The organism is Paenibacillus tyrphae (assembly GCF_024158745.1).
Lineage (GTDB): Bacteria > Bacillota > Bacilli > Paenibacillales > NBRC-103111 > Paenibacillus_G > Paenibacillus_G tyrfis_A.
This window is the reverse complement of the sequence record NZ_JAMZAW010000005.1, coordinates 308,908-322,812: the sequence shown is the minus strand read 5'-3', so window position 1 is coordinate 322,812 and position 13,905 is coordinate 308,908. Positions and strand designations below refer to the sequence as shown.

The 13,905-nt window shown below is 55.4% G+C and carries 14 protein-coding genes; 8 read left to right on the top strand and 6 right to left on the bottom strand.

Annotated elements, in window-relative coordinates; translation table 11 throughout:
• The first annotated feature begins 79 nt into the window (after nucleotides 1-79).
• The 3 genes from gcvT to gcvPB are packed head-to-tail and all read left to right on the top strand — an operon-like array spanning nucleotide 80 to nucleotide 4,038.
• Nucleotides 80-1,189, top strand: coding sequence for a glycine cleavage system aminomethyltransferase GcvT (gcvT, locus tag NI000_RS10245; protein WP_253410207.1), 1,110 nt, complete (start codon nucleotides 80-82; stop codon nucleotides 1,187-1,189).
• Nucleotides 1,190-1,225: 36 nt separating this feature from the next.
• Nucleotides 1,226-2,584 (top strand): aminomethyl-transferring glycine dehydrogenase subunit GcvPA, encoded by a 1,359-nt coding sequence (gcvPA, locus tag NI000_RS10240; RefSeq protein ID WP_253410102.1) that lies wholly within the window; start codon nucleotides 1,226-1,228, stop codon nucleotides 2,582-2,584.
• Nucleotides 2,581-4,038 carry an aminomethyl-transferring glycine dehydrogenase subunit GcvPB gene (gcvPB, locus tag NI000_RS10235; protein ID WP_253410101.1) on the top strand — a complete coding sequence of 486 codons (1,458 nt, stop codon included), beginning with the start codon at nucleotides 2,581-2,583 and terminating at the stop codon, nucleotides 4,036-4,038. The genes gcvPA and gcvPB overlap by 4 nt, the downstream gene beginning before the upstream one ends.
• A gap of 281 nt (nucleotides 4,039-4,319) precedes the next feature.
• On the opposite strand, the gene NI000_RS10230 is transcribed toward gcvPB, so the two are convergent.
• Together NI000_RS10230 and NI000_RS10225 are read right to left on the bottom strand one after the other, a co-directional pair.
• A complete protein-coding gene (locus tag NI000_RS10230) occupies nucleotides 4,320-4,856 on the bottom strand; it encodes an RDD family protein (protein WP_253410100.1) in 537 nt (178 codons plus the stop codon).
• Between the two features lie 142 nt (nucleotides 4,857-4,998).
• Entirely contained in the window at nucleotides 4,999-6,189 is a 1,191-nt protein-coding gene (locus NI000_RS10225; protein ID WP_253410099.1) for an MFS transporter, read from the bottom strand.
• A gap of 113 nt (nucleotides 6,190-6,302) precedes the next feature.
• Between NI000_RS10225 and NI000_RS10220 the strand changes: the two genes are divergently transcribed.
• Nucleotides 6,303-6,614 carry an ArsR/SmtB family transcription factor gene (locus tag NI000_RS10220; protein ID WP_253410098.1) on the top strand — a complete coding sequence of 104 codons (312 nt, stop codon included), beginning with the start codon at nucleotides 6,303-6,305 and terminating at the stop codon, nucleotides 6,612-6,614.
• Nucleotides 6,615-6,690: 76 nt separating this feature from the next.
• Here NI000_RS10220 and NI000_RS10215 read toward each other — a convergent pair whose 3' ends face one another.
• Nucleotides 6,691-7,038 (bottom strand): hypothetical protein, encoded by a 348-nt coding sequence (locus tag NI000_RS10215; protein WP_253410097.1) that lies wholly within the window; start codon nucleotides 7,036-7,038, stop codon nucleotides 6,691-6,693.
• Nucleotides 7,039-7,255: 217 nt separating this feature from the next.
• On the opposite strand from NI000_RS10215, the gene NI000_RS10210 reads away from it, so the two are divergent.
• From NI000_RS10210 to NI000_RS10195, 4 genes are all read left to right on the top strand, one after another.
• Nucleotides 7,256-8,860 (top strand): LytS/YhcK type 5TM receptor domain-containing protein, encoded by a 1,605-nt coding sequence (locus NI000_RS10210; protein WP_253410096.1) that lies wholly within the window; start codon nucleotides 7,256-7,258, stop codon nucleotides 8,858-8,860.
• Nucleotides 8,861-8,865: 5 nt separating this feature from the next.
• Complete coding sequence (locus NI000_RS10205) at nucleotides 8,866-9,609, top strand: LytR/AlgR family response regulator transcription factor (protein WP_253410095.1); 744 nt, start codon at nucleotides 8,866-8,868, stop codon at nucleotides 9,607-9,609.
• A gap of 120 nt (nucleotides 9,610-9,729) precedes the next feature.
• On the top strand, nucleotides 9,730-11,817 hold the full coding sequence (locus tag NI000_RS10200) for a carbon starvation CstA family protein (protein ID WP_253410094.1): 2,088 nt from the start codon (nucleotides 9,730-9,732) through the stop codon (nucleotides 11,815-11,817).
• On the top strand, nucleotides 11,810-12,013 hold the full coding sequence (locus tag NI000_RS10195) for a YbdD/YjiX family protein (RefSeq protein ID WP_010493609.1): 204 nt from the start codon (nucleotides 11,810-11,812) through the stop codon (nucleotides 12,011-12,013). Before NI000_RS10200 ends, NI000_RS10195 begins: the two co-directional genes overlap by 8 nt.
• A gap of 37 nt (nucleotides 12,014-12,050) precedes the next feature.
• Here the strand turns inward: NI000_RS10195 and NI000_RS10190 are convergent, their stop codons facing one another.
• From NI000_RS10190 to NI000_RS10180, 3 genes are read right to left on the bottom strand one after another with little or no spacing between them, the layout of a single operon-like run.
• On the bottom strand, nucleotides 12,051-12,773 hold the full coding sequence (locus NI000_RS10190; RefSeq protein ID WP_253410093.1) for a DUF5643 domain-containing protein: 723 nt from the start codon (nucleotides 12,771-12,773) through the stop codon (nucleotides 12,051-12,053).
• Nucleotides 12,733-13,128, bottom strand: a complete 396-nt coding sequence (locus tag NI000_RS10185; protein ID WP_253410092.1) for a DUF4179 domain-containing protein — start codon at nucleotides 13,126-13,128, stop codon at nucleotides 12,733-12,735. The genes NI000_RS10190 and NI000_RS10185 overlap by 41 nt, the downstream gene beginning before the upstream one ends.
• Nucleotides 13,115-13,663 (bottom strand): sigma-70 family RNA polymerase sigma factor, encoded by a 549-nt coding sequence (locus tag NI000_RS10180; protein ID WP_309247881.1) that lies wholly within the window; start codon nucleotides 13,661-13,663, stop codon nucleotides 13,115-13,117. The genes NI000_RS10185 and NI000_RS10180 overlap by 14 nt, the downstream gene beginning before the upstream one ends.
• Between the last annotated feature and the right edge of the window lie 242 nt (nucleotides 13,664-13,905).

The window sequence follows — 13,905 nt, the reverse complement described above, 5'->3', positions numbered from 1 at the left end:
CTTTAGTTGCCTTTTCGTCCTGTCCTTTTTTGGCATGAAAACGTATTGTAAACCCAATACCACGACCGAGGTGATTCGATTGAATCCGTCATTGAAAAGAACGCCGCTGTTCCCTTTGTATGCCGAATACTCCGGCGCCCGCTGCATCGACTTCGGCGGCTGGGAACTGCCGGTCCAATTCACCGGCATTGGGCGCGAGCACGAAGCGGTCAGACAGCAGGCCGGCTTGTTCGACGTATCGCACATGGGCGAATTTCTCGTGACCGGCACCTTCGCGGAGACGTTCCTCCAGCGGGTCACGACGAATGATGTCTCGCGGCTTGCCGACGGCCAGGCGCAGTATACGCTGATGTGCTACGAGGACGGGGGCGTCGTCGACGACCTGCTCGTCTACCGGCTGTCGGCTGATCAATTTATGCTCGTCGTCAACGCCTCCAATATCGACAAAGACTTCCGCTGGCTGGAATCGAACCTGCTCGGCGACGTCTCCCTGGAAAACAAGTCGGATGCGACGGCCCTTCTGGCGCTGCAAGGTCCGAACGCCCTAGCGATTGCCGCCCGCGTCACGGACGCCGATTTGAATGCGCTCTCACCGTTCCATTTTATTCCTGAAGCCAAGGTATGCGGTGTGCCCGTGCTCGTCTCCCGCACCGGCTACACCGGCGAAGACGGCTTCGAGTTTTATGTCGCCGCGGATGACGCCCCCGCGCTGTGGAAAGGGCTGATGGAAGCGGGCGAACCGCTCGGTCTGACGCCTGCTGGACTAGGCGCGCGGGATACGCTGCGGTTTGAAGCCAAGCTGCCGCTGTACGGGCAGGAGCTTTCGGACAAGATTACGCCGCTGGAGGCGGGCCTCGGCTTCTTCGTCAAGCTGGCGAAGGACGACTTTATCGGCCGGGACGCGCTGCTCCGCCAGAAGGAAGAAGGCGTGCCGCGCAAGCTCGTCGGCATCGAGATGATCGACCGGGGCATTCCCCGCTCCCATTATCCCGTCTATGCCGGCGACCGGCAGATCGGCGAAGTGACCACCGGGACGCAATCCCCCACGCTTAAGCGAAATCTAGGTCTGGCGCTGGTTCAAGCGGAGTATGGCGAGCCGGGCACCGAAGTGGAAGTGGAAATCCGGGGCAACCGGTTGAAGGCCGTTATCATCAAAGCGCCGTTCTATCGTCGAAACGTAAAATCCTAACAGAAGCGAGAACCGACAAGGAGTGAAACCCATACAATGAGCGTCAAACACCGGTATTTGCCTATGACCGACCGGGATCGGGCCGACATGCTGCGCACGATCGGCGTCGACTCGGTCGAAGAGCTGTTTCGAGACATTCCCGAACCGATCCGCTACCGCGGCACGCTGCCGATGTCCGGCGCGCTGGATGAAATCTCGCTGTTAAAGCATATGAAGCAGTTGGCTTCCCGCAATGCGGATACGAGCCAATACGCCAGCTTTCTGGGCGCGGGCCTGTACGATCATCACGTGCCCGTCGTCATCAATCATATGATTTCCCGTTCGGAATTTTATACGGCCTACACGCCGTATCAGCCGGAAATCAGCCAAGGGGAGCTGCAGGCGATTTTCGAATTCCAATCGTACATTTGCGAGCTGACCGGCATGAAGGTCGCCAACGCCAGCATGTACGACGGCGCGACGGCGCTGGCCGAAGCGGGCGCTCTCGCCAGCGGAGCCACGCAGCGGAAGCAGATCGTCATCTCGCGGACCGTCCATCCCGAGGCGCGCGAAATTATGCGCACGACGGCGCGCGGCCTCAACCTGAACGTGGTAGAGGTCGACTATGCGGACGGCGTGACCGATCTGGAGCAGCTTAAAGCTGCTGTGACCGACGATACCGCCGCCGTCATCGTGCAGTCGCCGAACTTCTTCGGCTGCATCGAGGATCTGGCGGCGATCGAACCGATCGCTCACAGCCGCAAAGCGCTGTTCGTCGTCAGCACGAATCCGATGTCGCTCGGACTGCTGGAAGCGCCCGGCAAGCTCGGCGCGGACATCGTCGTGGGCGATGCCCAGCCGCTCGGCATTCATCCGGCGTTCGGCGGCCCGACCTGCGGATTTTTCGCCGTCTCCGAGCCGCTGATGCGCCGCATGCCCGGCCGGATCGTCGGCCAGACGGTCGACCGCGACGGCAAGCGCGGCTTCGTGCTTACGCTGCAAGCCCGGGAGCAGCATATCCGCCGCGAGAAAGCGACCTCGAACATTTGTTCGAACCAGGCGCTGCTGGCCTTGTGCGCCTCCATCTACCTGTCCACAATGGGCAAGGAAGGAATGCGCGAAGTGGGAAGCCTGAATCTGCAGAAATCCCACTATGCCGCGCGCGAGCTGGCGAAACTCGAAGGCCCGTCGCTCCCGTTCACGGCGCCTTTCTTCAACGAATTCGTCGTGAGCCTTCCGGCGAACGGGAATATTGCAGACTTGAACGAACGGCTGCTGGAAGCCGGATTTATCGGAGGGCTCGATCTGGGCCGCTATTATCCGGAGCTTCAGAACCATATGCTCGTGGCCGTTACCGAAAAACGGACCAAAGCCGAAATTGACGAATTTGCAGCACGATTGGGGGAACTCGTATGAAACCGGAAAAAGCGCTCATTTTCGAGCTGAGCCAGCCGGGGCGCGTCGCTTACTCGCTGCCCGCCTGCGACGTCCCGGAGACGGAAGCCGCCGAGCTGGTTCCGTCCCACCTGCTTCGCAGCGAGCCCGCCGCCCTGCCGGAAGTGTACGAGGTCGACGTCATCCGGCATTACACCGAACTGTCGCGCCTCAACTTCGGCGTAGACAACGGCTTTTATCCGCTCGGCTCCTGCACGATGAAATACAATCCGAAGATTAACGAAGATACGGCGCGTTTCCCCGGGTTCGCCGGAATTCACCCGTATCAGCCGGAATCCAGCGTTCAAGGGGCGCTGGAGCTGCTGTACACGCTCCAGAACGATCTCGCTACACTCACCGGCATGGATCAGGTGACGCTGCAGCCGGCCGCGGGAGCGCACGGCGAATGGACGGGGCTCATGATGATCCGCGCTTACCACGAAAGCCGGGGCGAGACGCGGACCAAGGTCATCGTGCCGGATTCCTCGCACGGGACGAACCCAGCCAGCGCGACCACGGCCGGCTTCGAGACGCTGACGATCAAGTCGAACGAGCAGGGCCTCGTCGATCTGGACGCGCTGCGCGCGGCGGTCGGCCCGGACACGGCCGCGCTCATGCTGACAAATCCGAGCACGCTCGGCTTGTTCGAGGAACACATCGTGGAGATCGCGGAGATCGTCCACGAGGCGGGCGGATTGCTCTATTATGACGGAGCCAACTCCAACGCCATCATGGGCATTACGCGCCCCGGCGACATGGGCTTCGACGTCGTGCATCTCAACCTGCACAAAACAATGAGTACCCCGCACGGGGGCGGCGGTCCGGGCGCAGGGCCGGTCGGCGTGAAAAGCAAGCTCATTCCGTTCCTGCCGAAGCCGATCGTAGCCCGCCGCGAGGACGGCACGTTCTATCTCGACTCCGACCGTCCGGACTCGATCGGACGGGTGAAAGCTTACAACGGCAACTTCGGCATTCTCGTTCGGGCGTATACTTACATCCGCACGTACGGTCCGGAGGGACTCCGCGAAGTCTCGGAATGCGCCGTGCTGAACGCCAACTACATGATGCACCGGCTTGCTCCGTATTACGAGATGCCTTATCCGGGCGTCTGCAAGCACGAGTTCGTCATGTCCGGACGCGGTCTCAAAAAGTACGGCGTGCGAACGCTCGACGTCGCCAAGCGCCTGCTCGATTTCGGCTATCATCCGCCGACCATCTACTTCCCGCTCAACGTCGAGGAATGCATCATGATCGAGCCGACGGAGACAGAAAGCAAGGAAACGCTCGACGCGTTTATCGATACGATGATTCGGATCGCCAAGGAAGCCGAGGAGCAGCCAGATCTGCTGCTGAACGCCCCGTACACGACCGTCGTCCGACGGCTCGATGAAACGCTAGCTGCCCGCAAGCCGGTGCTGAACTGCACCTGCGGGTAAAACCCGAGCTTTAAAAATAGCACTCCCACTGCGCCGAAAAACCAAAACCCCGCCCGCCTGCGGAAGTCCGTTGTTACAGGACCTCCGCCGAAGCGGCCGGGGTTTTCTGCGTACCCGCCTTCCGTTCCGATCTTACGGGCTGTGACCCTACCCCGGAACGACCCGGAGAATTGACCGTCGGACCGTCGGCAGTCCTGAGTCATTTGAAAAAATTTACAAACTATACTGATGCAGCCGTGAGAACAAGGTGTAGGATGATTCGGTCCAGCAAAGCTTCACATTCAAATTTGCGTCACATCCGCATTCCCATAACCGTTCGCCTGGAGTTCGAGCACATTTTTATCCACCACATAAGTCTTTGCAATCATATCGTGCAGCGCTTGTTTTTTCTGGGTGAATCCGGCCATGATGAAGCCGACGTACAGAGTGCAAACGGAAATCAGCTTGCTCCAATATCTGCCGCTCGCCCGCGCGAAAGAGATCCTTTCGTTCCTTTCATCCACCACGACGCTGCCTGTCGCAAGCTTTCCTAACGTTGCCTTCCATTTCGACGATTCCATGAAGGCATAGTACAGCCATCCGGTAACAACAATGAGCAGGCCCCTGAATCCCAAGGTAACCCACACGATGGAATCGGTGAATTGAGTCAAATTAAGGGCGAATGGAATCATAAGCAGGTATTCAAACATGGTAAATACGCTGCCCAGAATCACACTGGCTACATAAAGAATGATGCCATCAATAATATAAGCGCACAATCGTTTCCAAAATCCCGAATACACTTTCCCTCTTCCTCCCATTTCTCTTCGGATTGCCATAATATCTGACGATTTGATCCTGCGATTTCCAAATTATTATCGGCAGAAGGCCCGATTTTTCTTATACTTTAGGAAAATTAAGAGCATTCATCCACGAAAATGTTCAGAAATTGTTCGAGAGGTGAAAGCGAAACTCGTATGCTTATTTCATAACGGCGGCACTGCGAGATTCGCTTCGCGAACGGGCTGGCAATACCCCGCTTCGAAGAAACAAGAGCAAGGAGACGATAAAACAAAGAACGGTAAACAGGCTGACCGAAACAAACCCATGAAGACGAGTGTACAGAACTCCGGCCACAGACGAAGCGAGCGTAGCTCCGAAATACATGGACGAGTTCGCCAAGGAGGAGATCGTTCCGCGTGCCGTAGAAGACAATCCTTGCAGCAAGCTCATCATGAGCGGGAAAAGCAGGCCCATAATAAAATAAATCAAAAAGTAAGCCAGCTTTATATATGTAATACTTTCCATAAAGGAGAGGCTTGGAAAGATCAGGACGAGCACTGCCATCCCCAAAATAAACGAGCTTCTCCCCCCCATCCTCTGTATCACGCTGCTGCCAAAAAAGCTGCTGAGCGTATTGCCCAGGCCCAGAAACAGCAGCACCGTTCCAATCTCAGCGACGCCAAGTCCGAATTTGTCCGAAAGCCAGGTTCCGATAAAGGAAAACGTGGCAAAGTTCCCGAGCTGAAACACAAAATAAGCGAGAAAAGCTTTTTTCGCCCTGGATTCGCGAAGCAGCGCACGATAGCGTCCGACAATGGAAGGAGCTTTCCCTTCGGCAGGCGGCGCCGGAATCGACGGCAGCACCAGAGCAATAAGTATCATGATCATAAACGAGGCGACCCCGATCGCGATAAACGGAGTATGCCATCCGAATGCGGCAAGATAGCTGCCAATGGGTACTCCGAGCATTTGCGCAACTGCAAGTCCGGCGGTCGCGATCCCCATCGCTTTTAATACTTTGCCGGATGGAACGATTTGCGGGATAGCTGCCCATACCTGCGGCGATACAAACGCACCGCTAACCCCCGCCAAAAAGCGGAAAAGAAGCATGGTCCAAAAGTCGGCGGCAACCCCGCAAAGCAGCGTAAACACACCGAAGCTGGCCATCCCCGCGATCATGACTTTTTTCCGGTTCCATCCGTCCGAGAGAGGTCCGGCAACGAGCGCAAACAACGCATAGCCTAAGGCGTAGGCGGAAACGATCCAGCCGGAACGTTCGACCGAAACGCCGAAGGCTTCTCGAAGCGTCGGCAATAAAGGCGAAGCGATAAACGTATCGGTGCCGATAATAAACATCATACAGAAAAACAACGCAATGACCCTGTTCAAGATCCATAACTCCTTTATTTCGTTATTTCGAAAATATTCGAATAATTGAAATATAGCACTCCCTTTGGTATAATTCAACTACCGAAAAATTTTTTTATGGAAGGCGATCGATCTTGAGGAAGCTTTTTCACCCGCAAGTTGACGAAATCAATTTATCTACCGTGCTCTATGCGCTCAGTGACGACATTCGGCTCCAAATCATCAAAAGCCTCGCGGATCACGGGGAACAAGCCTGCAACCAGTTTGACATCCCGCTTCCGAACTCGACCCTCTCCCATCATTACAAGGTGCTTAGAGAATCGGGGGTTACACATACGCGAATCGAAGGTACCCAGCGGTTTGTCTCTCTGCGCTACGATGATTTGAATGTTCGCTTTCCCGGTTTATTGCAGGCCGTTCTTCAGGGGTTGGAGCCCCGAGAGTAACCGCTATCCCTGAACGCAAACAGGCCAGCCTTCACAACGAAGGTGGCCTTTGCTTTACGCTGAATTAGCTCATTGCCTAATCCCAGTCCATGTAAAAGGTCGCCGTCAGCTTGCCGCCGGCACACTTGGGACAATCCAGCCGAACCGTCCTCGGATCGTCCAGCACGGGATGCATCGCTTCCCCGCATTTCCCGCAGGAATAGGCGGTGACAAAATAATCGCGATCCGACTTCATCTCAAGATAAAGCTCATTCCGGAGCGAACGGCATGCCGTACACCGGTACAAGGCGTCGTAAGCCTCGTATCTTGTGCTCGGTTCCTTCTCAAACTCGACAATCCGTTTCTTAAGCGCGGCGTCCTGCACGAATGAAGCGATGGAATGCAAATACACGTACATGAATCCGATTCCTACAAAAACGTTCATATGATAGCTGCAATTCGCGCAATCCAATTTATACGCTTCGCCCATATCTCCTCTACTCCCTTCTCCGGAAACCGAAACTACTCTATTATAACAAAAAAGAAAAATACAATATTTTCAAAATAACCCCTTTTTTTCATCGACTCGGCATTCAATACACAGCAAATGCGATATAATAGACTACAAGATAACGAGATTCCTCTAAAACGGATGTGTAAGGATGCTGCATCTTTTTGTCGATATGCTGGAACGCGTCGGCTTCCTGATTGCGCTGGCGTTCGTCTTCTCTCGAAGCCGATGGATGCGAAGCTATATGAGCTACCAAGGGGAGCAGGCCCATCAGTGGCGCTTCGTCGTTTTCTTCAGCCTGTATGCGATTCTCGGTACGTATTCCGGGGTAACCGTGACCCCACATTCGTACCAGCCGGCGCCATGGATCGGCGAAGTCTCCCCCACAGCCGCCATCGCCAACTCGCGGTCGATCGGGGTCGTCATCGCCGGATTGCTCGGCGGGGTGAAGAGCGGGCTGGTCGTCGGCGTCATTGCCGGCCTGCACCGCTACAGCCTCGGCGGCTTCGTCGCCGTCGCCTGCATGCTGGCGCCTGTCGCCCAAGGCATCCTGTCAGGCTTATGCCGCAATGCCGTCAAACGGCGGTTCCGGCACGCGGCTTCGGCCAAGCCGGCGTTTGCCGTCGGCCTGCTCGCGGAAGCGGTTCAGATGGGTTTGATCCTGCTGCTAGCCAAACCATGGAACGAGGCGCTCGGTTTGGTCTCGCTGATCGGAATTCCGCAAATTGTTGCCAACGGGATCGGGGTATCTCTGTTTTTCGTCGTATATCATACGATGGAAAGCGAGGAGGACCGGATCGGGACAGAGCACGCGCGCAAAGCGCTGCATATCGCCGATTTAACGATGCCGCTGTGGCGGTTGGATTTTGACCGGGCGGTCCGGGAAGTTGCGAGAACGCTGCATGAGGAGACGAAGGCCGTCGGCGCTTACTTTTACAAAGCCGATACGGAATGGGTCAAAGAAGGCCGCAAAACGCCATATTGGGTCGATTTGCCGATGGAAATGCAAAATAAAAAGCTGATCGGCCGCTTCCGGTTGTATTACGAGCGGAAGCAGGAGGATTCCCCGTCCCGGCGGCGGATGTTGACAACGCTGGCAAGGCTTATTTCGCAGCAGTATGCTTTCGTGGAGGCGGAGCGGCAGGGACAGCTGTTGGCCGATGCCGAAATCCGCTCGCTGCAGGCGCAGATGAACCCGCACTTTTTATTCAACGTATTGAATACGGTCAAATCGTTCATCCGCACGAAACCGGAGGAAGCGCGGCAGCTCATCACGCACCTGTCCAAATTCCTCCGCAAAAATATGAACGGCAGCAGCAAAACGCTGGTCTCGGTCCGCGACGAGCTTGAGCTTGTTACGTCCTACCTAAGCTTGACCAAGGCGCGGCTCGGCGACCAGTTGGAGTTTGTGACGGATATTGACGAAGCGGCGCTGGACTGCCGTATTCCTCCGTTTACGATTCAGCCGCTGGTGGAAAATGCGATTGTCCACGGGCTCCAAAACATCGGCAGACCCGGCATCATCCGCCTCGGCGTGAAGCAGGAAGCGTGCGGCGGACAATATCGCGCCCGGATCACGGTGGAGGACAACGGCACAGGTATGTGTCTGGGCGTGGCGGGGGCGGCGGACGAGCATGCAGGCGTCGCGCTGCGCAACATCGTCCAGCGGCTGAACTACCATTACGGTATGGAGAAGCCGCTGCAGATCGATAGCATACCTGGGAAAGGCACGAAAGTTAGCTTTTGGGTGAGGTGAAAGGAATGGGCTGGAATGTGGTAATTGCCGACGACGAAGCGCCTTCCCGGGAGGAGCTGGCCTATTTGCTGGAGCAGATCGCCGACGTGTCGCAGGTGACACAGGCGGTCGGCGGAATGGACGCGATCCGCAAGGTAAAGGAGCAGACGCCGGACGTGCTGTTTCTCGATATGGAGATGCCGGACCTCAGCGGACTGCAGGTCGCGCAAATCGTAGGCGAGCTCGACCCGGGGGTCAAAATCGTCTTTTCCACCGCTTACGATCATTATGCGGTCGACGCCTTCAAGCTGCGCGCGTTTCATTACATATTGAAGCCGTATGACGAGGACGATCTCGGTGCGGTCTTTCGTGAATTGCGGCTGGCCGCTGAGAAAAGTCTTGCGCCGAATTCGCGCAAGCCCGCGGCGGGAGACGCCTGCGTGAAGCTGGCGCTTGAATTGGAAGACGGCATCAAGTACGTATCGCCGAAACATATCGTTTATATCAGCAAGGAAGGCAAACGGGTTCAAATCCATACGATCGACCAAGCTTACGAGGTCTCCTATACCTTGCAAGAGCTGGAACAGAAGCTATCGCCGTTCGGTTTTTTCCGCTGTCATAAAAGCTACCTGGTCCGGCTGGAAGCGATCTCGGAATTGAAGTCGTGGATCAACGGAGCTTACGACGTACGGATGGACGATACGGTCCACAGCCGCGTTCCCGTCAGCCGGAATTATGTGAAAGAGCTGCGTTTGAAGCTGGAAATCTGACATCTTGAACCGGGTTCCGGACATCATGCGATCCAAGCGGTTTCCCTTGGGCAAAAGAGCGTTTATACTTGTTTGCAAACGCTGCCAATATGGAAGCAATTCACAGGTGGAGGGAACCGCATGGCTAAAAGCTTGAAATCCATAGGTTTGTGGGGACTCGTATCGGTACTCGGCGCCTTCGGATTCGCGGCGATTGCGCTGAACCGAGGAGAATCGGTCAACGCCGTTTGGCTGATTGTCGCCGCCGTTTCGTGTTATGCCGTCGCTTACCGCTTTTACAGTAAATTTTTGGCCCGCAAAGTGCTCGGCTTGGACGACAACCGCAAGACGCCGGCCGAGATCAACAATGACGGCAAAGATTATGTGCCGACGAACAAATGGGTATTATTCGGGCATCACTTCGCCGCTATCGCCGGCGCAGGGCCGCTCGTCGGTCCGGTGCTCGCGGCGCAGATGGGCTATTTGCCCGGCACGCTCTGGATTGTGATCGGCGTCATTCTCGGCGGAGCCGTGCAGGACTTCATCATTTTATTCGCTTCGACGAGACGGGGCGGCAAATCGCTCGGAGAAATGATCAAGGAAGAAATCGGCCCGACCGCCGGGGTGATCGCGATGGTCGGCATTCTCGCCATTATGGTCATTCTGCTCGCCGTGCTGGCGCTCGTTGTCGTCAAAGCACTGATCGGGAGCCCTTGGGGGATGTTCACCATCGCCGCCACTATTCCTATCGCCGTCGTGATGGGAATCTACATGCGGTTTATTCGCCCGGGACGGGTCGCCGAAGCTTCGCTGATCGGGCTGGTGCTGCTCCTGGGCTCGCTCGTAGGGGGCAAGTACGTGGCGGAAAGCCCGGTGCTCTCCGGCCTGTTTACGTTCAGCGGCGAGACGATTGCGCTCATGCTGATCGCTTACGGCTTCATCGCCTCCGCGCTGCCGGTCTGGCTGCTGCTGGCTCCGCGCGATTACTTGAGCACGTTTCTGAAAATCGGCACCATCGTAGGACTCGCGCTCGGCATCCTGTTCGTCATGCCGGATCTCGCGATGCCCTCCACGACCAAGTTTATCGACGGCACAGGCCCGGTCTTCGCCGGCAACCTGTTCCCGTTCCTGTTCATTACGATTGCGTGCGGCGCCGTCTCCGGCTTCCATTCGCTGATTTCGTCCGGCACGACGCCGAAAATGCTGGAGCGGGAGACACACGCCCGGCCGATCGGCTACGGCGCGATGCTGATGGAGTCGTTCGTCGCCATTATGGCGCTGATTGCCGCCTGCGTCATTACGCCTGGCGCCTACTTCGCCATTAACTCCCCGGCTGCCGCCATCGGCACCGATGCGGTGAAAGCGGCGGCCACTTTGACGTCATGGGGCTTTACGATCACGCCGGACGACCTGACGAATTTGGCCAAGGATGTTGGCGAATCGACGATTCTTTCCCGGACCGGCGGCGCGCCGACGTTCGCGATCGGCATGGCGCATATTTTGTCCGGGGTCATTGGCGGCAAGGCGCTAATGGCGTTCTGGTATCATTTTGCCATCTTGTTCGAGGCATTGTTTATTCTGACGACGATCGATGCAGGAACCCGGGTAGGCCGGTTTATGATTCAAGAAATTCTCGGCAGCGTCGTCAAGCCGCTCGGCAATACCGAATCCACGCTCGGCAACGTCATAGCTACGGCGCTTTGCGTGGCCGGCTGGGGCTATTTCTTGTACCAGGGCGTCATTGATCCGTTGGGCGGCATCAACTCGCTCTGGGCGCTGTTCGGGATCGCCAACCAGATGCTGGCGGGCATGGCGCTCATTCTCGGCTCGACCATCCTGCTGAAAATGGGCAAGAAAGCGTACGCTTGGGTGACCCTGGTGCCGACGGTCTGGCTGCTCACCATTACGATGACAGCCGGCTGGCAGAAGCTGTTTCATCCCGACGCCAAAATCGGGTTTTTGACCCACGCGCAGCAGTATCAGGACGCGTTGAACGCCGGGAAGCTGGTGGCACCGGCCAAAACAGCCGCGCAAATGCAGCAGATCATCACGAACGATTACGTGGATGCGATTCTCTGCGGCGTATTTATGATCATCGTGCTGGCCGTGCTCCTCGTATCGCTGCGGACATGGTACCGCGTGCTGAAGGGCCTGCCCGTCGGGCTGAGCGAAGCGCCTTACATCGCGCGCGGCGCAGACGGCGTCCGGGAGGTGCCGAAGTATGTTTGAGGCCGTCAAGGACGTGCTCAAGTACCGCAGACAGTTCCTCGACTTGCTCGTCGGGGTGCCAAACTACGAGCGGTACGTCGAGCATCGGAAGGAATGCCATCCGGGCGAGCCGATCCAGACGCGGGAGGAGTTTTTCCGCGAGGCGCAGGAAGCCCGTTATAACGCCAAAGGCGGTAAAGTTTCGCGCTGCTGCTGAGAGCAAAGGCCGGTCCTTAGTGGGATCGGCCTTTTTATCATTTGCTTTCATCTTCAGGATTCTCGGGCACTGCTACGACAAGTTCCAGTTCAGGGATATATTGTTTCCCTTGCTTGCCCCTATTCAAATACGGCTTGACCGTTATTGATTTCGGCCTGGTCCGGAAAGCCTCGTAAGTATAATCCGCTTTGTGATTTTCATAGTTGTTTACTCCCCCGCCGAGCGATTTTGGAAAGTTCCCCTCATTGTCAACGATATCAAACCACAAATCTTTCAAGAGATACTCATCTGCTAAGTTGACGGTGAGACGGGTTGTGATAGGTGTCATTTCCAATTTGGCGGTTATTTTCAAGCTCTCGCCCTTATAGGTTTTCGTCTCTTCGGATGTGAGTACGGTGTGTCCGGCCATTTTGACGACCGGCACTTTTAATTCAAACGGCCGTTTATACCCTTTTAGCCCCATCTTTACCGTCAAATCGAATTGATCCGGAATATCCCCCGATAAATCGTGAAGCTGCACAAGCACGGATTCGGAAGGTTCTGTGACTAGGTTCGTTCCCAAGCTAAGGCTGCTATAATTACCGGAAGGCAACCAAACCTGAATATTATCAAAAGAACCCTTCTTCGCCTTATTATTCATGATCGAACGCAAATGATATAGCGCGCCTTCGGTACCTTCCGGAGCCGTTCTTGTTAACTCCAATGCAATTCGTATTCCGTCATAGGAAACCTTCGTAGCCGTCATGGCTTGCACTTTCATTTACGGTTGTCGTGAGGCCCTCCTCTTCGGCCTTCTGAAGCCCTAAATCCCCTGCAAGCTTGAAAATGTTCCCCACGATCGGCAATTTATTCAATGACTCGGCCATCGTCGAGGAGATCAGTACGGGACTCAGGATCAATAATCCAAGAATGGCTGCGGCGACGGCAATGACCAACCCTTTCTGAAGCGGCTTCCGCTTTTTAATTGTTTTATTGGGAAGCTTGTCTGCTGGCTTTTCCATTTCACGGATCATCCTATACGTATCGTCTAAACGGAAGCGCATCGTTGCCGTGATGTGGTCAGGGAGCTTTTTCCTGCATTCGATCAAGTTTTTATCAAGCTCATTGTGCGCCACAGCTCATCTTCCTTTCCGTACCGGTTCCTAACCAAGATAATAACTGCTTTCTTGCCCTGTGCAGGCGGGTCTTCACCGCTCCCGTCGATATACCGAGCACGTCGGCCACTTCAGAAAGAGGGAGATCTTGAAAATAATGCAGGACAATGACGATTTGCAGGTTCTCCTCCAGATGGTCCACCATCTCCCGCAGATCGATATTTTCATAATCCGCCATACCGGAAGGACGGCCGGTAAGCTCATCGCCTGTCATCAAAAGCATCCGCTTCTTCAACAGTTTATTGCACTCGTTAATCAATATCCGATAGATCCACGTCTTGAAAAAAGCCGGATCTTTTAACGTATGCAGCGACTTGTAAGCTTTCAGTATCGCCTCTTGCACGACATCGGCACAATCCGCCTCCTGCTTGACGATCGCCATGGCCATTCGGTACAAGTTCAGCTCCAATTCCTTGACCAAATAGATGAATGCTTCGCTATCCCCTGCTTGCGCTTTGAGGACGTAGTCTTCTTTCAAATCCACCAACACAGCCACCTTTCCATAAAAAACGATCCCTTTTGCAATCTTCTTCTCTCTGTTCAATTATTAGATCTTTACGGAAAAGGTTACATAAAAAATAGACCGCACCAAGCAAGGGTAGCGGTCGCAAAAAAAAGAGACCCGCCAACGGGGCGAGTCTTCAAAAGGTTTATATATTAAAAAGGGGGTCTTGCTTATTATATTACACCCCCAACATGTTAAATACGTAACAGGAATATTTCATTTATGTAACAAAA